We start from the raw sequence: 26629 nt of genomic DNA, 5'->3' as shown, positions 1-26629 counted from the left end.
GACACAGGCAATCCACCTCGCACATAGCGGACATACATCTTCCAATAAGCCGTTGACGTTACGGCGCTTTCAGTTAAACCGTCCCTGACCGGGCATTTTGCCCATGCGCCCCACACGGTCGATCACGGTTCCCGTCAAAAGGTATGCCCACAGGGCGGGATGCCGTTTGACCTGTTTGCGCAAGACCAACCAGTCAAACGGGGAGACCTGACTGTGAGTTCGCCTGCCACCAATCCGGCTGTATCCGCCGGTGATTTCAACGGACGTTATCGTCTGACACGTGTTTTGCCCGCAATCGCCCTTGCCGGTGCGATCTATGGCATTGCCGCGCTTGCCGATTACCATATCAACGCGGTTCTTCTGACCATTGCGGTCATGATTGCGCTTTGTCTTCTGCGCGTGCCCGTGCCCATCGCCCTGATTTCCGCAGCCCTTCTGGGCGGCCTGCATGCAGGGATGGATACCGGGACTGCGATTGCCGCCCTTAACGACAATCTCTTGGTCGGCGCACAGGTCGGCATGACCTATGTAATGATCGGAGCCTTTGCCGTGGCGATTGCGCGTTCGGGTCTACTTGATCTGTTTGCACAAAAGATTGCAGCCCGGGTCGGCACCGACAAACAGGCCACCTCCAAGGGCATGAAATGGATGCTGTTTGCCATTTTCATTGCCTGTTCGCTGATGTCACAGAACCTTGTGCCGGTGCATATCGCCTTTATCCCGGTGATGATCCCGCCGCTTCTGGCGGTCTTTAACCGCCTGCGTGTGGATCGCCGTGCCATTGCCTGCATTCTGGCCTGCTCGATCAGCTTTTCCTATTTGCTGCTGCCGACCGGCTTTGGCGCGATTTACCTCAATGAAATCCTGATGGCCAATGTCAACGAAGTCGGCAGTGCCTATGACCTTTCCATGACCGCTGATATGGCGCCCAAGGCCATGTTCCTGCCGGTGATGGGCATTGTTGCCGGGATGCTGGTTGCGGTTTTCATCACCTATCGCAAGCCCCGTGATTACGTCGCCACTGAACTGACCGAGGACGCGGGCAGCAATGCCAAACAGGTCGAAGTCAAACCGCTTCAGCTGATCGCAACCCTTGCTGCCCTTGCCGTCGCCCTGATTTGCCAGTTGCAGTTTGACAGCCTTCTGGTTGGCGCGATGATCGGCTTTGTCATTCTGGCAGCGGCCGGTGTATTCCGCTGGCGCGCACAGGATGATGTCTTTACCGAAGGCATGCGGATGATGGCCCAGATCGCTGTCATCATCACCATTGCATCGGGCTTTGCCGGGGTGCTTGATGCCACAGGCGAAATCGCCCCGCTGGTCGAGGCATCTGCAAACCTGATCGGGGAAAACAAGGCGCTTGGTGCCCTGATCATGTTGCTGGTCGGGCTTTTCATCACCATCGGCTTTGGCGACAGCTTTGCCAGCGTTCCGATCCTTGCCCCGATCTATATCCCGCTGGCCCTTGCCCTTGGCTTCTCGCCCATGGCAACCATCGCCCTTCTGGGTGCATCGGCGGCCCTTGGTGATGCCGGATCGCCTGCATCGACCATTACCCTTGGTGCAACATCGGGCCTTAATGCCGATGGACAGCATGACCATGTGAAGGATTCCGTGATCCCGACCTTTATCCACGCCAATTTCGGCATGGTCCTGTTTGCCTGGGTTGCGGCAATGGTTCTCTAACCGGAACCTGACACCCAACAGCGAAACGACAAGGAGCGGCCCCGCAAAGGCCGCTCCTTTTGTATTTATATGCTCGCTATTTTCCTAGGCTGCTTTGCAGATCGACGTGCCGCCATCAACCGCCATCGCCGTTCCGGTGACAAAGCTTGACGCATCGGATGCCAGGAACAAGGCCGCCTTGGCAATTTCCATCGGATCGGCAATCCGGCCCAGCGCATGGAACCGTTCGACCATGGCACGGGTTTCCGGGTCACTGGTAAAACTTGATGCCATCGGCGTATCGGTTCCACCGGGCACCATCGCATTGACCCGCACGTTGGCCGCACCGTATTCCACTGCCAGACATTGCGCCATCCCAAGCAGCCCCATCTTGCTGGCGGCATAGGCGGTCATGCCGGGCATTCCGATGGTATGACCGACAAAGGTCGATGTGAAAATCACTGATCCGCCGCCGCGTTCGGCAATTTCGGGGAGCTGATACTTCGCCCCGAACATCGACGCCGTCAGATTGGTGCGCAGCGTCTGCTCCCAATCCTCAACCGTGATGTCATCAAGCGAACCAAGTGTTCCCAAACGCCCGGCATTGTTAAAACCGACATCAAGCCCGCCATATTCGCCGACCGCAGCATTGACCAGCGCCTTGGCAAAGGCTTCCTCGCACACATCACCGGCCATGCCAAATGCCTGCCCGCCTGCCCCGGTGATTTCGCCGACCACGGTATCAAGCCGGTCCGCATTGCGCGCCGCAAGGACAAGCTTTGCCCCTTCGGATGCAAACAGCTTGGCCGATGCAGCCCCGATACCGCTGCTGGCACCGGTGATAATCACAACCTTGTTTTCAAGTAACATGATCTTTCCATTCCATCTGGCACCGGAGCCCTGCAACCAACGGCAAACATCCCGGCGCAATTAACGATGGGGAAAGGGTAAGCGGGCCGGATGATCCCTGCTCGCCAGTTTCGGACCTGCAATTCCGAGCCCTGCTTTCAGGCCCCAAGAACCGGTAGCGTGCCTATGATTTTCCGGAAATCCAGTTGGCGAACTGATCCATCATGGTTGGCTCATAGCCAATCGGATCAGGCATCGGTTCAGACCGGATAATGATCCCCGACTGGGTGCGATAGACCCGGTAAACCGTGTCTTCCCTGATATCGGTGAAGGTCGAACTGCCATAGTCGGCATCAATCAGGAAGTTCCATTCCGCAAGGTAACTGACGATATCAAGCGCGTCACCGATCCCCAGATCATAGGCCCGAAAGGGTGCGGTATTTTGCCGCGCCACGTCGCGATAGCGGCCTTCAAACCGCACAAGCTGATAGCGCGCATCCATGCCAATGATATTGGCCCATGGCTTTAACTTGATGAACTCCGCATCAATTCGCCACTGATCGCCAAGGATTTCATAAGTCCCGCTCACACCGGGATCATCCGACACCAGATGGGCGGTAAACACATCCTCGGACACCGGTTCGAAATAAAGGGCAGCAATCGGGTCTTCGTCGGTGAGGCGTACATAGGTCAGAACATTCAGCCCCATCGATGCGACCAGCGCAATCGACAGAACAATAACCAGAAACAGCGAGACCCTGACTATCCGAAACATATGACCTTCCAACTAGCGTGGGGAAAAATCCTCTGACAGCTTGAAGTTATAAGCAACCTCTCGGACGAAAAAAAGGCGGCCCCATCGGAGCCGCCTTCTTCATTTCAAACCGGATGGTTCGATCAGTTATCAAGATGCATGACGATTTCTTCGCACATCTTTTTGGCATCGCCAAACAGCATCATGGTGTTGTCCTTGAAGAACAGTTCGTTCTGGATGCCTGCGTAACCCGCTGACATGCCGCGTTTGACGAACAGGACCGTTTTGGCCTTTTCGACTTCAAGGATCGGCATGCCAAAGATCGGGCTGGCCGGATCGGTTTTGGCGGCCGGGTTGGTGATGTCATTGGCCCCGATGACAAAGGCAACGTCGGCGGAACCGAAATCGCGGTTGATTTCTTCCATTTCCAGAACGTCGTCATAGGGAACGCTGGCCTCGGCCAGAAGCACGTTCATATGACCTGGCATACGACCTGCCACCGGATGGATGGCGTAGCGGACATTGACACCCTCACTTTTGAGGATATCGGCCATTTCACGCAAAGCATGCTGTGCCTGTGCCACGGCCATGCCATAGCCCGGAACGATGATCACGCTTGAGGCGTTCTTCATGATGAAGGCCGCATCATCGGCTGATCCGGATTTGACCGCGCGGTCGCCATCGCCACCGCCGCCTGCTGCTGCTTCGCCTTCGGCTCCAAAGCCACCAAAGATGACATTGAAGATCGAACGGTTCATGCCCTTGCACATGATGTAGGACAGGATCGCACCCGACGCACCCACCAGCGCACCGGTAATGATCAGGGCATTATTCTGAAGCGTAAAGCCGATGCCACATGCTGCCCAACCGGAATAGGAGTTCAGCATGGAAACAACAACCGGCATGTCCGCCCCGCCAATCGGAATGATCAGCGTGATCCCCAAAACAAGCGCCAGCGCAACCAGGATCCAGAAGGCTGTGTGGCTTTCGGTCGCGACAAGGATGATGGCAAAAACAACGATGCCAATCCCGATGCAAAGGTTCAGCATATGCTGCCCCGGGAAGCGCACCGGCGTCCCCGAAACAATGCCCTGCAACTTGCCAAATGCGACAAGCGAACCGGTAAAGGTGATGGCACCAATCGCAACACCGAGACCCATTTCAATCAGGCTGGCCGCACCGATATTGCCCGCTGTGCCAAGACCATAGGCACCGGGCGAATAAAGGGCTGCACCGGCAACAAACACAGCCGCCAGACCAACGAGCGAGTGGAAGGCTGCAACAAGCTGTGGCAGTGCGGTCATCTGGATCTTGAGCGCGATGACCGTACCGATGGCACCGCCGATCAGGATCCCGACAATGATGGTGGTGTAAGACAGCACCGACGGGGATGCCAGCGTGGTAAAGATGGCAATTGCCATACCCACCATGCCAAGGATGTTCCCGGTCCGGGCTGATTCAGGTGACGACAGGCCGCGCAACGAAAGAATGAAGCAGACCGAGGCCACCAGATACAGGAAAGCCGAAAGGTTTTCCGACATTGTGTGTTCCCCCTACTTCTTTTTCTTGAACATATGCAGCATGCGCTGGGCAACGATGAAGCCGCCAAAAATGTTGATCGACGCCAACACCACCGCGATGAAGCCCATCATCTTGGAGAAGTTCATCTCCACCGGGCCTGCTGCAAGAAGCGCACCGACAATAATCACCGACGAAATGGCGTTGGTAACCGCCATCAGGGGTGAATGAAGGGCCGGGGTGACTTTCCACACGACGTAATAGCCAACAAAGCAGGCCAGTACGAACACGGTCAGGCCAAGGACAGTCGGGCTGACACCCGATCCCTGGACCGCGACCGCGGCGGTGTTTGCCGCGTCGGACGCACCGCTTGCCAGACTGTCGGCAAGCTTTGCGGCCTTTTCCGCCAGACCAAGGGCGGCATCGCGCAGTTCATTTGCATTCTGGGCTACGGATTGATCAGCCATTTGCGACCTCCTCCCCGCCGAATTTCGGATGTACGACCTTTCCGTCATGGGTCAGGCGGGTTTCGGCAATGATCTGGTCTTCGCCGTTAAACACCAGTGCGCCCTTGTCCTTGTCGACAGAAAGGGTGATGAAGTTCAAAAGGTTCTTGGCATACATCGCGGTTGCATCGGTCGCGACCGAGCTTGTGATGTTTGCAGGGCCGATCAGCTTGACACCATTTTCGGTCATAACCGTTTCGCCAAGCTTCACACCGGCAACGTTGCCGCCGCGTTCAGCCGCAAGGTCAATGATCACCGAACCCGGCTTCATGCCTGCAACCATGTCGGCTGTGACAATTTCCGGGGCCGGACGACCGGGAATAAGGGCGGTCGTGATCACGATATCGGTTTTGGCCAGAACTTCCTTAAGCTTGGCTGCCTGTTTCTTTTTGTAGTCGTCCGACATTTCCTTGGCATATCCGCCAGAGGTTTCTGCATCAGATGCACTGTCGTCTTCGACTTCGATAAAGGTCCCGCCAAGGGATTGAACCTGTTCCTTGACCGCCGGGCGCACATCAAATGCCGAAACAACGGCACCAAGACGCTTGGCGGTTGCAATGGCCTGAAGCCCTGCAACACCGGCCCCAACCACGACAACACGTGCCGGTGCCAAAGTACCCGCAGCGGTCATCATCATCGGGTAAATGCGGCCAAATTCATGGGCAGCATCCAGAACGGCGCGATATCCGGCAAGGTTGGATTGCGAGGACAGCACATCCATCGACTGCGCACGCGAAATACGCGGCATCAGTTCCATGGAATATCCATCCACACCGGCCTGCGCCATCGCCTCGATCAGCTCCTTGCGATCATATGGCTCCAGCAGGGCGACAACCGCCGCCCCCTTTTTATAGGCCGTCAATTCATTGGTTTTGCCGTCAATGACAGGTGGGCGCACCTTGAAGATGACATCGGCATCCTTCACGGTGGTTTTCATCGTTTTGGCAATAGTTGCACCGGCATCGACAAAGCGATCATCCGGTATGGCGGCGTCAATTCCGGCACCAGCCTCAATTGCAACGTCGAACCCCAAAGACTTCAGCTTCTTGACTGTCTCTGGTGTGACGGCAACGCGCTTCTCTCCGGGCCATATTTCCTTTGGAACGGCCAGTTTCATCGCGTTAGACCTCCTTCCCTAATGTTTTGGTAAGCACGGTAATTCTTGTTTTTATTGCGAAGTAACCGGTTTCGAAATGTCATCACGCATCTCGTTTGATCCCGGCTACCGGCACCCTTGCCCGGAAAGAAAAAAGGCGGTTCTTCCAGCAAATGCAGAAGAAACCGCCCACTTTCCCACCACGCATTCCGAGGCATAAAGCCTTGGTGACATGTCAGGTCCCACCCGCCATTGGTGCTCAGGACAAACAATCAATGACGCCCCGCCATGTCTGCGTTGAAAGCAAGATGCGATTTCCCACCAACAACCTCAATATCAAAAACCAACAAAAAATCAGTTTAACTACATTTCGATTAAAAAATTCAAAAATGATCTATGTGCGGAAATTCGCACATTTTATTTCCGCCACGGAACAGGTCCTTGTCCTGACCGGCAAGTAATAGATCGTTGATTTACGGCAGTTTCCCCTATTTTTACCCCACGCAGTAAGTGAACATTATCTTACAAATAAACGCAGAAGTCTGTATTAATCGCCTGCGCGGCACAGATAAGGAAACGTATGGAACAGGAAAAAGTTCGCGAAAAAACTTCGCGACTTTTTGGAAATGCGATGGTGTTTTTGCCTGAAACGACCGCTACGCACCCTTGAAACAAGTAAAATCAAACCCGATTCCGGTGTCAAAAAAGTCGAATCGCCAGATCAGAATTCCGGTTATCAGGCGTCCGGGCGGTCCAGACCGATCAGTTCAAGCGCCTCATTCTGACGGGTCTCCAGTTCAGAAACATCAAAATCCCCCACCAGATCATGGAACAGGCGATACCAGTTCACATGGGCATCAAGGCGCAGGAACACCGCACCAAGCCCGACGGCGGCACGATCAACCAGAACAAATTCACGCGGCGGCTTGACCCCGCCAACCCGACGAAGTTCCTGATGGACCTTGGCGGCGACTTCTGCGCCATAGGCAACCGAATTGGTTTCACCCATCTTGCGTTCGCGGTCATCAAGGATCGGGCCATAAACAAAGCTGGCCCAGATATTAAGCACATCAATCAGTTCGCGTGATGGCGCCTCAAAGCCCCAGCTTTCATAGGCACTCACCGCCTTTTCCTCGTCCTTGTCGCGAAGCGCTTCATAAAGCGTGATCACGGCATTGACGAAACCGGGTTTAAAAATGCGGATACAGCCAAAATCAAGAAGATTGACCGAAAGGTCATCGCGCAATGTGTAATTGCCCAGATGCGGATCACCATGGATCACGCCGTATCGGTAAAACGGCACATACCAGGCCCGGAACATATTAAGGGCAACCGCGTTGCGCGCATCCTGATCCGGGTCGCTATCAAGGAATTTCTGGAATTTCTGGCCGGTTTGCCATGTCATGGTCAAAAGTCGGCTGGTTGTTAGCTCGTCCACGGGTTCAGGCACATGTATCGCATTTTCCCCGGCCAGCATGTGGCCATACAGGCGCATGTGCTTGGCTTCGCGGGCATAATCAAGCTCTTCACGCAGACGCGCTGTCAGTTCGTCCTGAATGTTGCCGGCATCAATCGCACTGTCATAGCGCTTATAGATCGCAAAGGCGGCACGCAGCTGTTTCAGATCGGCCTCAACAGTTGCAGACATATCGGGATATTGCAGTTTGCAGGCAACATCGCGACCATCAGGCAAGACGGCCTTATGGACCTGCCCCAATGAGGCGGCCGCGACCGCATCGCGGCTGAATTCGGTGAAGTTTGATTGCCATCCGGCCCCCAGTTCACTGCGCATCCGGCGTTTGACAAACAGCCAGCCCATGCTGGGCGCGTCTGCCTGAAGAGATGCCAGCGCCTGACTATATTCACGCGGCAGGGCATCGGGGATGGTCGAGAGGATTTGGGCGACCTTCATCAACGGGCCCTTAAGCCCGCCGAGCGCCGCGGTCAGTTCGGCAGCGTATTTCGCATGATCGATTTCGCCGCCGAAGACCTTTCCGGTGGCAAGGCGCGCGGCCAGCTTGCTGGCCGACGCCCCCACCCTTGCATAACGACGAACCCGCCCGCCAAACCTGTTTTCTTCGGATGGGACGGTAAAATCATCGTCGTTAGCACTCATATCAGGAAAGCTCCTCCAGCTCGTCGATCATACGCTTGATCATGTTCAGACCACGTTGCCAGAAGGCCGGGTCAGATGCATCAAGTCCGAACGGTGCCAGAAGCTCCTTGTGATGCTTGGTGCCGCCAGCTTTGAGCATATCAAGATACTTCTGCTGGAAGCCGTCTTCGGCGTTCTCGTAAACATCGTAAAGCGAGTTCACGAGGCAATCGCCAAAGGCATAGGCATACACATAGAATGGCGAATGAATGAAATGCGGAATGTATGACCAGTAATATTTGTACTCGTCCTCATACCGGATGGCATCGCCCAGACTTTCATGCTGTACGGCAATCCAGATGTCGCAGATCTCATCGACGGTCAATTCACCTTCGCGACGCTTGTCATGAACGCGTTTTTCAAACTCGAAGAACGCGATCTGACGCACGACGGTATTGAGCATATCCTCAACCTTGCCTGCGAGCATAATGCGTTTCATCTTCGGGTCGGCTTCCGAACGCAGCATCGACTGGAAGGTCAGCATTTCACCAAAGACTGATGCGGTTTCGGCAAGGGTAAGCGGCGTATCAGACAGGAAATAGCCATGCTCGCCCGCCAGAACCTGATGCACGCCATGGCCCAGCTCATGGGCAAGGGTCATCACGTCACGCGTTTTGCCGTGATAGTTCAACAGCAAATAGGGATGTGCGGACGGAACGGTCGGATGGGCAAAGGCCCCTGATGACTTGCCAGCACGCGGCGGCACATCGATCCAGGGATTATCAAAGAATTTCTGACCAACCTCTGCCAGTTCCGGCGAAAATTCGCCATAGGCCTTAAGAACGGTCGAACGCGCCGTTTCCCATTCGATCTGACGATCATCATCGTCAGGAAGCGGCGCATTGCGGTCCCAGTAATCAAGCTGATCGACACCGAACCATTTCGCCTTCAGGCGATAATAACGATGCGACAGATCGGCATGGCTGTTTTTAACGGCAGTATTCAGGGCGCTCACAACTTCGTCCTCAACCTGGTTGGACAGGTTGCGCGAGGAAACCGGTGTTGCAAACTTGCGCAGGCGATCATCAATCTCCTTGTCCTTGGCAAGGGTATTGGTGATGTGTGCCAGAAGCTTGATATTCTTGCCCAGAACGTCACCGATTGCCTTGGCGGCCTTTTTGCGGTCTTCCACCCTGGTCGAGGACAGCATGTTCGACGCGTCCGACATGGTCAGGTCATTGCCATCAATCGGGAAGCGCAGATCAGCCATGGTCTGGTCAAACAGACGCACCCATGCGCTTGCCCCGGCAACGCGACGTTCGTGAAGAACCTGCTCGACCTCGTCTGAAAGCTGGTGCGGACGGAACGCACGGTTTTCATTCAGCCACGGACGGTAACGGCGCAGGTCGGCACTCTGATCATATTTGGCATCAAGAACGGCATCCTCGATCCGGTTCAGTTCAAGCCCGAAGAACAGCGACAGGCTTGAAATAGCCGTCATTTCTTCCTGAACGGACTGATAGAACTGGCCGATGGCCGCATCGGCACTGTCACCTGCATAAAGAAGCTGCGCAAAGGAGCCGATCTTGCCGCAAATTTCGCTGATGGCTTCGTATTCGGCAATTGCCGCTGCCAATTCATCACCGGAAAGATCGTTCAGTTTGCCCTGATAGCTTTGCTGAAACGCTTGCGACCGGCTTTTGGCATCATCAAGATCGCGCCGGATTGCGGGGTCTTTTGGATCGTTATAGAGATCCGTCAGATCCCAGGTCGGCAAATTCTTGTTGATCGCGTTCATTTGTCCTCCAGACAGTCTCTAATCTCTTGCTTTCGCCCCGGTTTGCACAAACATGATCCCTCATGTCGCGCAATCAGCTCCCGATACCGATATATAGCTGCTTGATGCCATATCACCAGTCCTGAATGCAGATAGGCTTGCATGCAATGAGTTTGATCATATCGCCACCGCCATACTGAACAACCGCAAACCACGATAAAGTTGTCGGGTCATTGTGTTCAGAACGCGTCATTGACGGAACGATTGCGTGAAAATTTCGTTAGAAATTCAATATTCTTTGGCAAAAGCAACGCCGCAGGGACCAGAATTGTCATTTTCCGGCTGCGAAATGATGCAATCCCTGATAACAAAATTGTCTTGGAACGTTCATTTAAATTCAGCACGATTGCATCTGATCGGATGTGAACGATTTGAATAGAACACACCAGATCAGGGCAACACCAAGATTGTCCGACCACGGGAAAAGATAACCAGGCAAGGAAATGTCATGACGAGCTTGCAGGATTATGCCGACTGGCAAAACTTGCCCTCGATGTTTTTCGCTCAGGCCAAAAAATACGGTGACGCACCGTTCCTTTGGACCAAAAGCAGCGAGACCGGTGAATTTGCGACCACCACCTGGCTTGAGGCCGCCGATCAGGTCCGCGCCCTTGCCCGCGCGCTTTATGATATTGGCGTGCGTGCCGGTGACCGGGTGTTGCTTGTGTCCGAAAACCGCACCGAATGGGGCATTGCCGACCTTGCCATCATGTGCGTCGGTGCGATGACGGTCCCGGCCTATACCACCAATACCGAGCGCGACCATCTGCACGCGATAGAAGACAGTGGTGCGGCCATTGCAATCATCTCGACCAAGAAACTGGCCCAGCCCTTCCTGCATGCTGCCCTTGATAGTGGGCGCTGCCGTCATGCCATCATGATGGAAGAATGGGGGCAAAGCTTTGTCGGTGACATCTCCATTTCGCGCTGGGATGACCTGATTGCCAAGGGCCGTGGCCTTTCGGACGATATTGATGGCTGGGTTTCGGGCATCAAGCGCGATGATCTTGCCTGCCTGATTTATACATCGGGCACCGGTGGATCACCCAAGGGCGTGATGCTCAGCCACGGGGCGATCATTTCAAACTGCATGGGTGCCTTTGACATTATCGAAACCCTTGGCATCGACAACGAAATCTTCCTGTCCTTCCTGCCGCTGTCGCATTCCTATGAGCATACAGCCGGGCTTTATTTCCCGATCAGTATCGGCGCGCAGATCTATTACGCCGAAAGCCTTGACAAGCTTGCAGCCAACCTTGCCGAAGTCCGCCCGACCATCATGACCGCTGTGCCGCGTCTTTACGAGATGCTTTATCAGCGTATGAGCCGCATGGTCGAAAAGGAAGGCGGCTTCAAACAGAAACTGTTTGAACTTACATTGCGCCTTGGCCGCAAGAACTATGAAAAGCAGCGCCTGACCCTTATCGAGAAGTTCCAGAATCTCGCATGTGAGTTGCTGTTGCGCCGCAAATTGCGTCAACGTTTCGGTGGTCGCATCAAGGCGATGGTTTCAGGCGGAGGGCCGCTGAACTACGAGCTGGGCGTTCTGTTTGTATCGTGCGGTATTCGTATTCTTCAGGGCTATGGCCAGACGGAATTTGCACCGGTGGTTTCGTGTAACCGTGCAGAAAACAACAAGCTGCGTACTGTTGGCCCGCCCATGGTTGGTGCCGAAGTCAAGATTGCCGAAGATGGCGAAATCCTGATGCGCGGCGAAAGCATGATGAAGGGCTACTGGAACCTGCCCGAAGTCACCGCAGCCACCATCATTGACGGGTGGCTTCATACAGGCGACATCGGCACCTTCGACGAAGAAGGCAGCCTGATGATCACCGACCGCAAGAAGGACATCATCGTCAATTCCGGCGGCGACAACATCTCGCCGCAGCGGATCGAAGGCCTGATGACTCTGGAAACAGAGATATCGCAGGCCATGGTATATGGCGATGCCTTGCCTTATCTGGTTGCTGTGATCTGGCCCGAAGAAGACTTCATGCGCGAATTTGCCCGCGACAATTCGATTACCAACACCATCGAAGAATTGTCTAAAAATGATGACTTCCGCAAAGTCTTCCGCGAGGCAATTGATCGGGTCAATACGCGCCTGTCGACGATTGAAAAGGTCCGAAGCTTCATGTTTGCCGAGGCCCCCTTTACCATCGATAACGAGATGCTTACGCCATCCATGAAAATCCGTCGGCATAAAATCCGCGAGGCGTATGGCAAGCAACTTGACGGGCTCTATCAGCGCAAGCGCCAGGGGCAGTAACCGACCAAATGCCCAAGACTAAAGAACACCAACATAACCAGACTCTGACCCTGATCCGTGGGTTACCCGGATCAGGGAAATCAACATTGGCAAGGAATCTGGCATCGGCAACAGGTGCTGTTCATCTTGAAGCCGATATGTTCATGGTAGATCGGCAGGGTTTCTATGAGTTCGATATCCGTCGACTCACAAAAACCCACGCCAAATGCGAAGCCAAATGCCAGGAAGCCCTTAAGGAAGGCAAGAATGTCGTCGTATCGAACACCTTCACCCGTTTCTGGGAAATGAAGGCCTATATCGATATGGCCGAACATCTTGGCGTTCCGCTTCAAATCGTTGAATGCCATGGCCGGTTTGGCAGCATCCATCAGGTTCCTGACGAAACGTTTGCCGATATGCGTGATCGCTGGGAAGACCTTCCCACCGAATATCGCTAGTTTGCCGCCGAGAAGACCCTTTTGAGGATATCAGTTGTCCAGCGGGCCGGATCAGAGCGGATATCTGCCTCTTGCAGGGCGATGTAATGGAACAATCCGTCCATCGCCTTTTCCGTCGCATGATCGGTTAGCGACGCTTTCAGATCCGGTACAAACGGCAATGTATCATATTGCCCGACCATCTGGTCATACAGCGACAGTGCCCCGGTATCAGAAAGTGCATCGGTAATCACTGGGCGCAGACGGCCTTCAATATCCGATCCCCCCACACGGCGCAGATAACTGGTCGCCGCATCATCTGGCCCCTCAAGGATACCCTTTGCATCGGCAACCGTCATCTGGCTGATCGCCTTGACCAGAATGTCACCAGCATCGGTCATGGTTTGCTCGGCCGCGCGGTTCATACGCAATTCAATCTCTTCGGCATAACTGCCAAGACCGGCAGCGCTCAGAAGTTTCTGCGCACTTTTGACACTTTCAGGAAGCGGAATATGGGCGACCGGATCGGCATTAAACCCGTCTGTGGCACCAAGCTGCTCGGTCACCAGTTCCACCCCCATATCAAGCGCCTGCTTAAGACCCTGCTCGACCGTGTCTGACGAAAGAGCCGATATCGCAGAACTGCTGCTGCCTGAGGAACTCGTAGCTCCGGATGAATTTAGCGCCTCGCCAAGGGTCTGCTTTGCCTTATCAAAAAAGGACTGGGCATTGGCCAAAGAGGCCATACCGACGACCATACAAACGACTGCAGAGACTGCAGGTATCCTGAATTTTTTAGCCAACATTCGTTCGTCCCAACCTGTGTTACCCTCAAGAAACCAGATGGTGACAACAAATAGTGACTTGAACAAGACAACCAATGTCCCTGAAAATCATTTCCCGTCAGAAAAATCGCATCTCTGATGTTTTAGCCGTCAGACAAGGCGGTTCCATGTTCTGCAATTATCCGGTCAATTTCGCGCCTTGCGAATAGCGCTATTTGGGACTGCGCTTCACGTTGCGCATCCGATTGCGGGTCAAATGCACCAATGACGATAATGTTTTCATCATTCAGCTGGTTGGCTGGACCGGTGTAATTAAAGGAACCGGCAATCACGACCTGATCATCAAGCACCATCAGCTTGTGATGCAGCTTGCCGAGTGTACTGCTTTTTTTTACGCCATATAAGTCACCACCTGCGGCGACCAGATCCTTTGTTGGTGCCCAGGCATTCACCCCCTGACTGTAATCAAGCGCACCGCGGATCGGCATCCCCATCTCAATGAGACGCAGCATCGTGTCATCAATACCCGATGATTTCGAAAACGTGAAAATGGCAAAATCGATCCGTGATCGTGCCTTCATCATCTGTTTCATGATTTCCATTTCCGGATTGTGGTCCGGTGCGAAGGCGATCTTTATCGGAATGCCTGAAACAGTTTCATAGGTTGGCTTGGCGTCATGCCCTTCATTCCGCTTGCCAAAATGCCCTTGCTGAATTTCCCGAAATTCCCGGGCATAGGTTGAAGCGATTTTCTTGTCATGCAGGATCACAACATGATTAAGGTTCTTGTGCGTTCCTGTCGGTGTAAAATTCGTACTGCCGGTCAAAACAGATTGGCCATCACGAATGATAAATTTTTGATGGAAAATGCTGGAATTGAAGTCAACCTTTACGTCGATATTTGACCGTAATATTGCATCGTGAATGACACGGTTCGGCTCATTCTTTCCGCCAGGTTCAAATGGCTCGGGCTTGATCGTCGAGCTGCGCAGATAGCTTTGCTCAACAACCAGTTTTACCCGAACCCGATTTTGTCGCGCTCTAATGATCGCCTCGGCAATAGGCCGACTTTCAAGTTCCTGGACGGCGATTTCCAGACGTTTTGTCGCTCCATTGATGAATTCGACAATGACATCTTCCAGATTGTCCGGCGCACCCAGCGTATGAGGGCCATTGTAGAATTCCACATTTCCGACTTTCATCGCCATATCTGTCCCTCTCACTGCACAACCAAAACAAATATACGATAAGATAAATTCAACCCAGAGAATATTACATATCCATGATCCAGTCAGCAATCCAGCGACCAGCGTGAATTTCATCAAAATGTCCGAATTCCGGCAGCCCGGGACAATGCAAAAGAAAACCCCGGTTTTCTCAACCGGGGTTCTCGTTTTGGCTATTGTGATGCTTTCGATTTTTAATCGACAATCTCGACCTTTTTGCCATTCAGCAAAAGATCATTTCCCTCTGTCGAGACCGGAACGGTATCCCCGTCCTTGATCCCGCCTTCAAGGATCTGCATTGCCAGCGGGTTCTGCAGGTAGCGTTGAATAACGCGTTTGAGCGGACGCGCCCCATAGACCGGATCATAACCCTTTTCGGCCAGCCAGTCCTTGGCGGCATCATCAAGCTTGAGCTCGATCTTGCGATCAAACAGAAGCTTCTCAAGACGGCCCAGCTGAATATCCACAATCTTGCCCATCTGCTCACGGGCCAGACGATGGAACAGAATGGTTTCGTCCAGACGGTTCAGGAATTCCGGACGGAATGATGCCCGGACGATTTCCATGACCTGATTGCGGACTTCGCCGCTGTCATGCCCCGGCTGCTGATTGGCAAGAATCTCGCCGCCCAAGTTGGAGGTCAGAATGATCAGGGTATTGCGGAAATCGACAACCCGGCCCTGTCCGTCGGTCAGACGACCTTCATCAAGAACCTGAAGCAGGACGTTGAACACATCCGGGTGTGCCTTTTCGACTTCGTCAAACAGCACAACCTGATATGGACGACGACGAACTGCCTCGGTCAGCGAACCACCTTCTTCATAGCCGACATATCCCGGAGGCGCACCGATCAGACGGGCGACTGCATGTTTCTCCATGAATTCGGACATATCAATCCGCACCATGGCCTGTTCATCATCAAACAGGAACTGTGCAAGCGCCTTTGTAAGCTCGGTCTTGCCAACGCCAGTCGGACCAAGAAACAGGAACGAACCAATCGGTCGGTTTGGATCCTGAAGCCCCGCACGGGCACGACGAACCGCGTTCGAGATCGAACGAACAGCTTCATCCTGTCCGACAACCCGCTTGCGCAGGGTGTCTTCCATTTCCAGAAGCTTTTCGCGTTCACCTTCAAGCATCTTGTCGACCGGGATACCCGTCCAGCGCGACACGATGGATGCGATGTGCTTTTCCGTAACCGCCTCTTCCTTCATGCCGTCAGCCTGATCTTCCTCGGCCTTTTCAAGCAGGCGCTCAAGAGCCGGGATTTCTTCATACTGAAGCTGACCGGCGCGTTCGAGCTTGCCATCACGCATGGCGCGTTCAAGTTCGCTGCGTGCCTGATCAAGCTGTTCCTTGATCTGGGTTGATGCTGCCAGTTCGGTTTTTTGCGCTTCCCATTTCGCGGTCAGAAGGGTCGATTTGCCTTCAAGCTCGGTCAGTTCCTTTTCCAGACGGCCAAGACGATCTTTCGACGCACTGTCGTCTTCTTTCTTCAGTGCTTCGCGTTCAATCTTGAGCTGGATGATCCGGCGGTCAAGTTCATCGATTTCTTCGGGTTTGGAATCAAGTTCCATCCGCAGACGCGATGATGCCTCATCCATCAGGTCAATCGCCTTGTCAGGAAGGAAGCGATCCGTGATGTAGCGGTTCGAAAGCGTTGCTGCAGCCACCAGTGCAGCATCGGCAATCCGAACCCCGTGATGAAGTTCGTATTTGTCCTTGATGCCACGCAGGATCGATACCGTGTCGCTTACCGACGGTTCCGAGACAAAGACCGGCTGGAAACGCCGGGCCAGTGCCGCATCCTTTTCGATATGCTGACGATATTCGTCCAAAGTGGTCGCACCGACGCAATGCAGCTCGCCTCGTGCCAAAGCCGGTTTAAGAAGGTTTGATGCATCCATCGACCCTTCGGCCTTACCGGCCCCCACAAGCGTATGCAGCTCGTCAATGAACAGAATGACCTGACCTGCTTCGGATTCAATTTCGCTCAGAACGGCTTTAAGACGTTCTTCAAACTCGCCACGGAACTTGGCACCGGCAATCAGCGCGCCAAGGTCAAGCGACAAAAGTTTCTTGTCCTTGAGCGTTTCGGGTACGTCACCCTTGACGATGCGCAATGCCAGACCTTCGGCAATGGCGGTTTTACCAACGCCGGGTTCACCGATCATCACCGGGTTGTTCTTGGTCCGGCGCGACAGGACCTGAATCGCACGACGGATTTCCTCGTCACGGCCAATCACCGGATCAAGTTTGCCTTCGCGCGCGGCCTCGGTCAGGTCACGGGCATATTTCTTAAGCGCGTCATATTGGCTTTCCGCACCGGCACTATCAGCTGTCCGGCCCTTGCGAATGTCATTGATCGCCCCATTAAGGCTTTGCGCCGTGACACCGGCATCAGCCAGAACCTTGCCCGCGGTTGATTTCGGATCAAGGGCAATGGTCAGCAGCAGCCGTTCAGCCGTGACATAACTGTCACCGGCTTTTTTGGCGACTTCCTGAGCCTGATCAATCAGTCGGGCAAATTCCGACGAGAGATAAATCTGACCATTGCCACCGGAAACCTTTGGCAATTTCGCCAGTTCCTGTGCGCAACGCTCCTGGGCAAGCTTGGGCTTGCCGCCGGCTGCCTTGATCAGATTGGCTGCCAGACCTTCTTCGTCATCAAGCAGCACTTTCAGAAGATGGATCGGGACAAATTGCTGATGATTTTCGCGCAGCGCAAGCGATTGCGCGGACTGCAAAAACCCTTTGGACCGGTCCGTAAACTTTTCAAATTCCATTCCTGTCACTCCTTGAGCCAACAGTATTTAAACGATGTGGACCTTCTTGGAAGCATCCACGGCCTTGGCGTCATTGCCGAATTCTAAAATTATAGATTATTTCAACAGCGACAACATTGATATGTATCACCCTTGCACGTTTGCAACCATATACCCCTACAAAAGTTGCAAGAATTAATTGTGCGCCGCAGCACTGAAATCTGACATTATTCCAGCAATCATCGAACCACCCTGAAAGATACATGATTGTCCGGGGTTGCTCTTGGCAAAACAACGAATTAACGTCACCGTTTATGGCATGCATCACGCCCCCGACTTACCCGCATGTCAAAGCGCCAGACAGGAACAAAGAACATGACGGTCGAGCTCAAAGCCATCAAACGTTACCCGGTAAAGGGACTGCGCGGCATTGATATGCCAAGCGCAACAATTACGGCTCATAAAATGATTACCGATGACCGTCGGTTCGTCATTGGCACCCAGTCATCTCTGGGGCAGGACGGCGTGCAGGAATGGGCCCGCAAAAGCAACTTCCTGCAGCTGGTCAATACGCCCAAGCTTACCGAGCTTGGCACCGAATATGATGAAAGCACCTGCACCCTGACCATTCTTCGCAATGGCCGTGCGATCTGCAAGGGCAAGCTTGATGATGCCATGGGACGCACCGTGATTGAGGATTTCCTCAAGGCGTTCCTGAAAAATGACGTCGCGGGCACCCCGAAAATCTATTCAGCGCCCGACACCCAGTTCGGTGACATGAAGGAACCCTATATTTCGATCCTCAATCTTGCATCGATCCGTGATTTCGGCACCCGTATCGTGCAGGCAGATGTCGATCCGATGCGGTTTCGTGGCAATCTTCTGATTGACGGGCTTGACCCATGGAAAGAATTGGAGTGGGAAGAAGGCCAGATCATCAAGATCAATGGCGCGTCCTTCCGCTTCATTCATCCGATCACGCGATGCAAGGCTACAAGCGTCAATCCCGACACAGCAGTTTCCGACATCAATGTCCCGTTGATGCTGCGTAAGGGTGTGAACCATCTGTATATGGGCGTTTATGTCGAAGCCATGGAAGACGTTACCCTGACACCTGGCAACGCAATCACCATCGACTGAGCTGCTTGACCATATTGACATCATGCTTGCCGGGTCACGCCCCTCGCCGGGGCATATCCGGCAAGATGATCTTTAGGTCTGCTCGAAATCAGTTATCCGCATCGAAGGTCGGTGCATGTACCGCCAGCCCGGCAAACATGTCATCATGATACCAGTCTATCCGATAGGCACGAATGGGCGGGCATCCCTTACGGAATAAAATCTGTTCTTCCTTGGGGAAACGCGCGACCTCGGCAGATTTCAGAATGGGTTGATTATCCTGTGGACGCAGATGAACTGGACGCGTCGTGTCGGCCCCGCCACCGGTATCATCAAAGCGCGACATCGCCGTCAGACCGGAAACCCAATCAAGGTTAAAGGCCCCTTCCTGACTCAGCACCGAAATGGCGTCAACCCGCCCAACAACATTCTCCCAGTTCAGACACACATCCATCAGGCCGCTGACGCCGCTAAAGCCCGGCCAGACAACCATTCCATCACCATATCCGCCCCCCAGAAGGCGTTCGAACAACGGCATACGGCCAACCCGCTCAACCCCGTCAAGCAGGACAAGGAACTCCGGGTCACCGGATTTCCATCCCCGCTGATTGATCATATTCATCAACCCGGCCAGCATTACACGGCTAAAGGATGGCTGCACGTCCGGGTTTTCCCCGCCCAGTTGCCCGATCACATAGATTGAAACAGCACCGGAAGTGATGTCTTCTGTTGTAAAGCTGCTGGCACTGAGCAGTCGGGAGATTTGCGGATGATCAAACTCGGCAGTTGCATTCCGGCACGCCTCGATGATTTTCATCCGCTGGTCTTCGGTCATATCAAGAATATTAAGCGCGACCTCGGATATCCGGCCATCTGCGGAATCAATCCCCATCAGTTCTTCAAGAATTTTATAGAACCGGTGCGATGGCATGATCAGGTTCCGGCGCACCTCGCCCAGATTGCGGTCTTCTTTCAGGCTTTTCTGGATCGTATAGACGATAAAGCCCTGCAACAGGGTGCGGGCAATCCTGACTTCCTGCTCATCAAGTTCCTGTACGAACATCGGCGCCAGAAGCGTATCTGCGATCAATCCGGTATCGGTGATCATGCCCTCGCCCTGCTGGCGGATGAAATCGAACGGATTGAACTGGTGTGTTTTCGTCCCGCTTTGCCCATGAGGATCAAGCACAATCAGTTTTTGCCCCATCTTGCTGCGACGATCATGTGTCGCGCGATAGATGCTGCCGAAACGCTCATATACAAACAGATTGCCTGTATGCAAAAGCGCATTGGGTTCTGCCGATGCGCGGTAATATTCATCGGGTGTGGTTGAAAATGTCAAAACGCGCTTTAAACCGGCTGCACCAATCAGCCGTTTCTCGTCACCCCAGCGACCCAGAACAAAAGGCGGGTTGTTTTCAAGAAGTTTGCGCGCGGTAAGGTCTTCGCGCTTGGCCCATTGCCCCTCGGCCTTGATCTTGGCAGCCTGGGCCGGAGAAAGCGATTTCTTGGACTTTGGCGACGGGTGACTTGCCCGGTTAACCGCCATGATAACCAGCGGCAGAAACATCGGGATAATGAAACAAACACCCCCAAGCAGGGCTAACTCATAGTCGCCGTTAAACAGTCCCAGAGCGATGATCATCCCGCCCAGCGCCCATAACAGCACCATGACGACCCGAAATAACCCAGCCCCCATCAAAAACTCCCCGATTAAACGCGTTTTCCGATGGTCATGATCAAACACGACAAGCTGACAACAACCTTACGGAATTATTTGTGATTTTCATAAACTGATATCAACATTAATCAGCGGTTGCACGTTATATTCCGCTTTATTGTTTTACAGGTTTGACCGGTAAAACCGCCCGTCGATCTGGCAAAATGCACCTGAAACGACAACACCCCTGCAAGTCATTGACCTGCAGGGGTGTTTGTCATGTTGAGACGGGCGATATGACGCGATCAGGCCGATACAGGCTCCGATCCCTCGTCCGAAGAAACGGCTTCTTCATCATCACGACCGGCAGCACGGCTGCGTCCGCGGCGTGCGGTCGGATGACGACCACGCGTACGCGAAGTTGCACTTGATGCGCGACGCGGTTTCTTTTCACCATCGTCACCCTGCTCTGCCGTGTCGGCATCAGCAGGTGCATCATCACCAGCGGTATCTGCCGCCGGGGCCGGGGTGCTGTCGGCAGCAACCGCATCACCGCTTTCGGATTTGCGCGGGCGACCACGACCGGTCGCGCGACCATCGGTACGGCGTGTACGCGGGTTGCGTCTCGGCTTGTCTTCACCATCATCTGCGGATGCAGTGTCAGTGTTTTCGCTTGCCGTGGTTTCGCGGTCAGACTGGTCTACACCGTTATCATCAGACATGTTGTCTGCGTTCTCGGTGTTTTCAGTCTGCGCATCGTCACTCTGACCGGACTGGTCATCTGTACGATCATCGCGGTTTCCGCGGTTATTGCGCGGGCGGTTATCGCCGCCACGCTCTTCGCGACGCTGGTTTTCCCATTCCTGAGCCGCCTGAAGAATGCGGTGGTAATGTTCAGCGTGCTGATAGAAGTTTTCCGCAAGTACAGGATCGTCGGTGCAATCCTTGGCGAGCGAAATGTATTTTTCATAGACCTGCTGCGCGTTCCCGCGAACACGACCATCCGGTCCATTACTGTCAAAATTCTGGAATTTTGGATTAACTGGACGTTTGTTAGACTGTTGCCGTCCGCGCGGACGTTTATTGTTATTTCTCATATCAACATGACTTTGGTGTTGAAGGACAATCCGGTGGCATCATCGGCCCCGGAACCACTCCGTCTGAAAAACATATTTCCCGCTAAACAGCACCGGTCAAACGGCAACTACACAAACCTGCCGAGAACCATCAAAGGAACGGAGATTGTTGACTGTTTACTGGGGAACACGGCGCTTTCATAAGCGCGTCGGGCACCCGGCCCGTTAAAACCAACCTATATGGCTTGATCTGTTATTCCAACTGTTTTTTTCATTGCCAATCGCTTTTTTTACATCACAGCGACGCAAAACTCAGATTACGCACCGCCCGACGGAACAACGGGTTTTCTTTGCTGCTACGCAGCGAACAATTCCGCCAAGGTCTTCACGATATTCGACGCCAACAAATCCGGCTTCGACCAGCAGCTGGCCGACGTCTTTTTCCTGCCCGCGTCCGATTTCGAAGATCACAAATCCACCGGGCCTGACCAGATCAAATGCCACCTGTGACAACACCCGATAGGCCGCCAATCCGTCACCTTCGTCCGTCAGTGCGCGACGTGGATCGAACTTCCGAACTTCGGGTGACAGCGTTTCCATTTCCGCCTGTGTGATATAGGGCGGATTGGACATCACAAGATCAAATCCCTCGGCGCGCTCGCCGTCATCAAGGGCACTATCCCAATCCGAGACCCGAAATACGACCTGGCTGTCCAGATCAAGGGCTTTGGCATTTTCCTGCGCACAGGCAACCGCCCCTTCGCTGATATCAAGCCCGATCCCGGTTGCCCCGGGAAGATCACCAACAGCGGACAACAACAAACATCCTGTCCCGGTCCCGAAATCAACGATCCGTGGCGCGTCGTTATCTTCAAGGAAATCAATTGCCCATTCGACAAGCGTTTCGCTATCGGGTCGCGGTTCAAGTGTATCAGGCGCGAGTTTAAAGGTATGCCGCCAGAAATCACGTTCACCCAAAATCCGCCCGACCGGTTCATAACCGATGCGACGCGCAATCATATCGCGAAAAATCGCGGCTTTTGAGTCCGATACTTCGTCTTCGGGCCATGCCGAAATGCGACCGCCATCAACACCGGCGGCACGTGCAAGCAAAATGCGCGCATCCATCCGGGCATTCTCGATCCCCGCAGCATCAAGAGCTGCAACGCCCTCAGCCATCAGACCACCAAGTGTTGATGCAGTTTGCACTGACATGCTTACCCTTCGATCTCGGCCAGTTTCTGAGCCTGTTCTTCGGCAATCAGGGCATCAATCATTTCATCCACCGACGGACCACCCGCAATGAAGTCATCAAGACGATAAAGTGTGAGGTTAATACGATGATCCGAAACACGACCCTGCGGGAAGTTATAGGTGCGGATACGTTCCGAACGATCCCCCGAACCGACCTGTGATTTACGGTCAGCCGCACGCGCGCTGTCCTTGCTTTCACGTTCCTGATCATACAGGCGCGAAAGCAGCATCTTCATCGCTTTTTCCTTGTTCTTGTGCTGCGATTTTGCTTCCTGGCTGGCCGCGACAACACCGGTCGGAATGTGGGTGATGCGCACCGCACTATCGGTGGTGTTAACGTGCTGACCACCAGCCCCCTGGGATCGATAGGTATCAATACGCAGATCTTTTGGATCGATGCGGATATCGACTTCCTCGGCCTCGGGCAGAACAGCAACGGTGGCGGCAGATGTGTGGATACGCCCGCCGCCCTCGGTCACCGGAACACGCTGAACGCGATGCACGCCACTTTCGAACTTCAAACGCGCAAAGACGTCGGTGCCCGATACGTTGACGATGACTTCCTTAAACCCGCCAAGATCATTTTCGCTGGCATCCATCTGCTCGAACTTCCAGCCGCGGTTTTCGGCATAGCGCTGATACATGCGGTAAAGATCGGCAGCAAACAGGGCTGCTTCCTCGCCGCCCGTCCCCGCCCGAATTTCAAGAATGGCGTTTTTGGTGTCTGCACTGTCTTTCGGGATCAGCATCAGCTTCATCTGACGTTCGGCATCAGGAAGCTTTTCGAGAATTTCATATTTCTCGACTTCGGCCATTTCGCGCATCTCGCGATCACCGGACGTATCGGCCAGAATTTCCTCGGCCTCTTCAAGATTGCTTAAAAGACGCTTATAGGCGTCAATCGCCTCGACCACCGGCGCCAGTTCCGCATGTTCACGCGACATTTTGGCAAAGCCGTCGCCATCCAGTTCGCCACTGGAAAGAAGCGCATTGAGTTCGTCGAACCGGCGTACAACGCCTTCAAGTTTACCAAGGTCCAAACTCACTCTTTATTCTCCTGTTCGGGATCGCCCGGGTCGGTATGACCGGCAAGCGGTTTATCATCAAGTTCAAACAGACGCGCCAACAGTTTCTGGGCTTTCACCCATTCCACGGTGCCTGCACCGTCTGTTGTCGTCGCCAAATCTTTCAGGGCCTGGGTCGGTGTATGCAAAAGACGATTGATCAGCAATCGGGTCGCCTTTTCTGCATCACCATGACTTTCGCGCAGCGCATCTTCGCGCACAGCTTCGAACCGCCTGCGCAAATCGGCAATCGCTGGCACTGCCGCACGCTGGGCCCGGTCGCGGACAAAACCGTCAAGTTCGGCTTCAATCAGCGTCCAGGCTTCATCAGCCTTTTCCTCGCGTCCGCCACGGCCCTCGGCCGCGATCTTTTCCAGATCCTCGATCCGGTAAAAGAACACTTCATCAATTTCATCAACCTGCGGATCGATATCGCCGGGAACGGCGGTATCAATCATCAGCACCGGACGGAACCGACGGCGTTTGACCGCCGCATGCGCGCGTTCCTTGTCGATCATGTAGCGCCGCGACCCGCCAGCGGTCAGAACCAGATCAGCCTCGGCCAGAAGCCGGTCAAGATCATCCATTTCCGACCAGTGGCAATCAAGCCTGCGCGCCACCAAACGTGCCCTTGCGGTCAGGCGGTCTGTCACCAGAATGCGACCAATACCGCGCTCGGCAAGCGATGCGGCGATCAGTTCGCCCATATCCCCGGCCCCGGCGAGCAACAGCGTGCAATCCCTAAGATCACCATGCAGATCCCTGGCAACAGATTGCGCTGCTGCGGCGATGGATACCGCTCCCTGCCCGATACCGGTCTGGCTTCTGACCTTTTTGGCAATCGCATAGGCGGTCTGATAGACCAGTTCCAGCTCACGCCCGACAAGTTCATGCTTGCGCGCAATGCGGTGCGCATCCTTGACCTGCCCGAAGACTTCGGGCTCACCAATCACCAGACTGTCAAGCGACGCCGCCACAGCAAACATGTGGCGAAGCGCATCACGACCGGACCGGATATAAAGTTCGCTTGCCAGCTGGTCCCGGTCGATATCGCCCCAAAGCGACATCAGATCAATCAGACGTTCACGCCCCCGCTCGGCCTCGGACGCCAGAAGATGAACCTCGGTGCGGTTGCAGGTTGAAACGACAACGGCCTGCCCCAGTCGGGCTTGCTCGATTGCGGCAAGAAACTGTGGCAGGCGGGCTTCGTCAATGAACAGACGGTCTCTGGTATCCTCGCTTGAGCGCCGATGATTGGTGCCGATCACCATCAGGCGATCAAGCGGCCAATCTCCGGCATCCTCATGCGTTGGTCCGTCTGTCACACCGCTCTCACTTTTTGCCGATCACATCCGCAAGCTGATCAAGCGCAACTTCCTGCTGCTCGCCGCTATCAAGATCACGCAACTGGGCGACACCCTTGGCCAGTTCATCATCACCAAGGATGACAGCACGGCTGGCATTTGCCTTGTCGGCGCGCTTCATGCGTTTCTTCATATTGCCGGAATAGCCAAGCTCGACCGCAATACCTGCTTCACGCAGGGTCTGGGCCAGCGTGCGACATTTTGCCTCGGCGGCATCCCCCATCGGGATCAGGGCAACCGGGCGCGCGCCCGCCGGTGCTTCACCGACCATAAGGGCAAGACGTTCAACACCCGCGGCCCAGCCAACACCGGCAGTCTGCGGACCGCCCATGGTCGAAATCAGACCGTCATAACGGCCACCGGCCATCACCGTGCCCTGTGCGCCAAGGGTGTTGGTGGTGAATTCAAAGCAGGTGTGGCAATAGTAATCCAGACCACGCACCAGACGCGGGTTCAGCTCATAGCCGATCCCGATATCACCCAGACCACCGGTCAGGCCCTTGAAGAATTCCTTGCTGTGCTCATTCAGATACTCCGAGAACAACGGCGCATTTGCCACCAGTTCACGGTCGCCTTCATCCTTGGAATCAAGAATACGCAGCGGGTTCTTTTCAAGACGCGCCCGGCTGTCTTCGGACAGCTTGTCAAAATGGCCTTTGAAATATTCGACCAGCACATCGCGATAGACCGCACGGCTTTCGGGATCACCAAGGGTATTGAGTTCAAGCGTGATATCGTCCCAAAGACCAAGGCGTTTAAGGATATGCGCACCATAGCCAATCATCTCGATATCGCCGGCAACCTGTTCAACGCCAAGAAGCTCGGCACCGATCTGGTGGAACTGGCGCTGACGGCCTTTCTGCGGACGTTCATAGCGGAACATCGGGCCATAATAGCTGACCTTGACCGGCGACATCTGCTGCATGCCGTTTGAGATATAGGCACGCGCAATGCCTGCTGTTCCTTCGGGACGCAGGGTGATCTGTTCGCCACCGCGATCTTCAAAGGTATACATTTCCTTGGTCACAACGTCGGACGTATCGCCAAGGGTACGGGCAAAGACCTCGGTAAATTCAAAGATCGGCGTGGTCATGCGATGGTAGCCATACAACTCGCCGATTTCGCGTGCAGTATTCGCGATGTAATCTTGCAGACGGTTCTGTTCTGGCAGAAGGTCATGCGTACCACGGACGGGTTGAAGCGATGCCACTTTGGGTCTCCGATCTAACTTGAATTCCAGATATTTGCGCTAAAAATCCAGCATGCGCAAATTCATGTGAACATGAAAATAGCTTTCCGCCGATGTAGCGG

Annotated in this window: 20 protein-coding genes; 4 read left to right on the top strand and 16 right to left on the bottom strand. The window is 54.2% G+C overall.

Annotated features, from left to right (window positions below; genetic code table 11):
* The first annotated feature begins 213 nt into the window (after positions 1–213).
* Positions 214–1686 (top strand): Na+/H+ antiporter family protein, encoded by a 1473-nt coding sequence (locus ACTU44_RS07370; protein WP_462097084.1) that lies wholly within the window; start codon positions 214–216, stop codon positions 1684–1686.
* 84 nt (positions 1687–1770) lie between these two features.
* Here the strand turns inward: ACTU44_RS07370 and ACTU44_RS07365 are convergent, their stop codons facing one another.
* The 7 genes from ACTU44_RS07365 to ACTU44_RS07335 form a co-directional block, all read right to left on the bottom strand.
* A complete protein-coding gene (locus ACTU44_RS07365; protein ID WP_462097083.1) occupies positions 1771–2535 on the bottom strand; it encodes an SDR family oxidoreductase in 765 nt (254 codons plus the stop codon).
* Between the two features lie 163 nt (positions 2536–2698).
* On the bottom strand, positions 2699–3289 hold the full coding sequence (locus ACTU44_RS07360) for a hypothetical protein (protein WP_462097082.1): 591 nt from the start codon (positions 3287–3289) through the stop codon (positions 2699–2701).
* Positions 3290–3411: 122 nt separating this feature from the next.
* Complete coding sequence (locus ACTU44_RS07355) at positions 3412–4809, bottom strand: NAD(P)(+) transhydrogenase (Re/Si-specific) subunit beta (RefSeq protein ID WP_114099171.1); 1398 nt, start codon at positions 4807–4809, stop codon at positions 3412–3414.
* Between the two features lie 12 nt (positions 4810–4821).
* Positions 4822–5253: an NAD(P) transhydrogenase subunit alpha part 2 gene (locus ACTU44_RS07350; protein ID WP_336080412.1), complete on the bottom strand. Its 432-nt coding sequence runs from the start codon at positions 5251–5253 to the stop codon at positions 4822–4824.
* Positions 5246–6409 carry a Re/Si-specific NAD(P)(+) transhydrogenase subunit alpha gene (locus ACTU44_RS07345; protein ID WP_336080411.1) on the bottom strand — a complete coding sequence of 388 codons (1164 nt, stop codon included), beginning with the start codon at positions 6407–6409 and terminating at the stop codon, positions 5246–5248. Before ACTU44_RS07345 ends, ACTU44_RS07350 begins: the two co-directional genes overlap by 8 nt.
* A gap of 715 nt (positions 6410–7124) precedes the next feature.
* Entirely contained in the window at positions 7125–8504 is a 1380-nt protein-coding gene (locus tag ACTU44_RS07340) for an ABC1 kinase family protein (RefSeq protein WP_462097081.1), read from the bottom strand.
* 1 nt (position 8505) lies between these two features.
* Positions 8506–10281, bottom strand: coding sequence for a M3 family oligoendopeptidase (locus tag ACTU44_RS07335; RefSeq protein ID WP_462097080.1), 1776 nt, complete (start codon positions 10279–10281; stop codon positions 8506–8508).
* A 487-nt stretch (positions 10282–10768) separates the two neighbouring features.
* Between ACTU44_RS07335 and ACTU44_RS07330 the strand changes: the two genes are divergently transcribed.
* Together ACTU44_RS07330 and ACTU44_RS07325 are read left to right on the top strand one after the other, a co-directional pair.
* Positions 10769–12589 carry an AMP-dependent synthetase/ligase gene (locus ACTU44_RS07330; RefSeq protein ID WP_462097079.1) on the top strand — a complete coding sequence of 607 codons (1821 nt, stop codon included), beginning with the start codon at positions 10769–10771 and terminating at the stop codon, positions 12587–12589.
* Positions 12590–12597: 8 nt separating this feature from the next.
* Positions 12598–13026: an ATP-binding protein gene (locus tag ACTU44_RS07325; RefSeq protein WP_462097078.1), complete on the top strand. Its 429-nt coding sequence runs from the start codon at positions 12598–12600 to the stop codon at positions 13024–13026.
* On the opposite strand, the gene ACTU44_RS07320 is transcribed toward ACTU44_RS07325, so the two are convergent.
* The 3 genes from ACTU44_RS07320 to clpB form a co-directional block, all read right to left on the bottom strand.
* Positions 13023–13763 carry a DUF4197 domain-containing protein gene (locus ACTU44_RS07320; RefSeq protein WP_462097077.1) on the bottom strand — a complete coding sequence of 247 codons (741 nt, stop codon included), beginning with the start codon at positions 13761–13763 and terminating at the stop codon, positions 13023–13025. The two genes, ACTU44_RS07325 and ACTU44_RS07320, sit on opposite strands and share 4 nt — an antisense overlap.
* Before the next feature lie 170 nt (positions 13764–13933).
* Positions 13934–14998: a phospholipase D-like domain-containing protein gene (locus ACTU44_RS07315; protein ID WP_114099163.1), complete on the bottom strand. Its 1065-nt coding sequence runs from the start codon at positions 14996–14998 to the stop codon at positions 13934–13936.
* A 212-nt stretch (positions 14999–15210) separates the two neighbouring features.
* Positions 15211–17802, bottom strand: coding sequence for an ATP-dependent chaperone ClpB (gene clpB, locus ACTU44_RS07310; protein WP_336080405.1), 2592 nt, complete (start codon positions 17800–17802; stop codon positions 15211–15213).
* A gap of 354 nt (positions 17803–18156) precedes the next feature.
* Here clpB and ACTU44_RS07305 point away from each other — a divergent pair, with 354 nt between their 5' ends.
* Positions 18157–18921 (top strand): MOSC domain-containing protein, encoded by a 765-nt coding sequence (locus ACTU44_RS07305; RefSeq protein ID WP_336080404.1) that lies wholly within the window; start codon positions 18157–18159, stop codon positions 18919–18921.
* Between the two features lie 88 nt (positions 18922–19009).
* On the opposite strand, the gene ACTU44_RS07300 is transcribed toward ACTU44_RS07305, so the two are convergent.
* From ACTU44_RS07300 to hisS, 6 genes are all read right to left on the bottom strand, one after another.
* Complete coding sequence (locus ACTU44_RS07300) at positions 19010–20599, bottom strand: type IV secretory system conjugative DNA transfer family protein (RefSeq protein WP_114099161.1); 1590 nt, start codon at positions 20597–20599, stop codon at positions 19010–19012.
* Between the two features lie 266 nt (positions 20600–20865).
* Positions 20866–21657: a DUF4167 domain-containing protein gene (locus ACTU44_RS07295; RefSeq protein WP_462097076.1), complete on the bottom strand. Its 792-nt coding sequence runs from the start codon at positions 21655–21657 to the stop codon at positions 20866–20868.
* Positions 21658–21948: 291 nt separating this feature from the next.
* Entirely contained in the window at positions 21949–22851 is a 903-nt protein-coding gene (prmC, locus tag ACTU44_RS07290) for a peptide chain release factor N(5)-glutamine methyltransferase (RefSeq protein WP_462097075.1), read from the bottom strand.
* Between the two features lie 2 nt (positions 22852–22853).
* A complete protein-coding gene (gene prfA / locus ACTU44_RS07285) occupies positions 22854–23936 on the bottom strand; it encodes a peptide chain release factor 1 (RefSeq protein WP_114099158.1) in 1083 nt (360 codons plus the stop codon).
* Positions 23933–25279, bottom strand: coding sequence for a glutamyl-tRNA reductase (gene hemA / locus ACTU44_RS07280; protein WP_462097074.1), 1347 nt, complete (start codon positions 25277–25279; stop codon positions 23933–23935). Before hemA ends, prfA begins: the two co-directional genes overlap by 4 nt.
* Positions 25280–25286: 7 nt before the next feature.
* Complete coding sequence (gene hisS / locus ACTU44_RS07275) at positions 25287–26528, bottom strand: histidine--tRNA ligase (RefSeq protein WP_336080400.1); 1242 nt, start codon at positions 26526–26528, stop codon at positions 25287–25289.
* Between the last annotated feature and the right edge of the window lie 101 nt (positions 26529–26629).

Source organism: Thalassospira sp. SM2505 (assembly GCF_054901115.1).
Note: the sequence above shows the minus strand (reverse complement) of the source record. Positions and strands in the feature narration are given on the sequence as shown.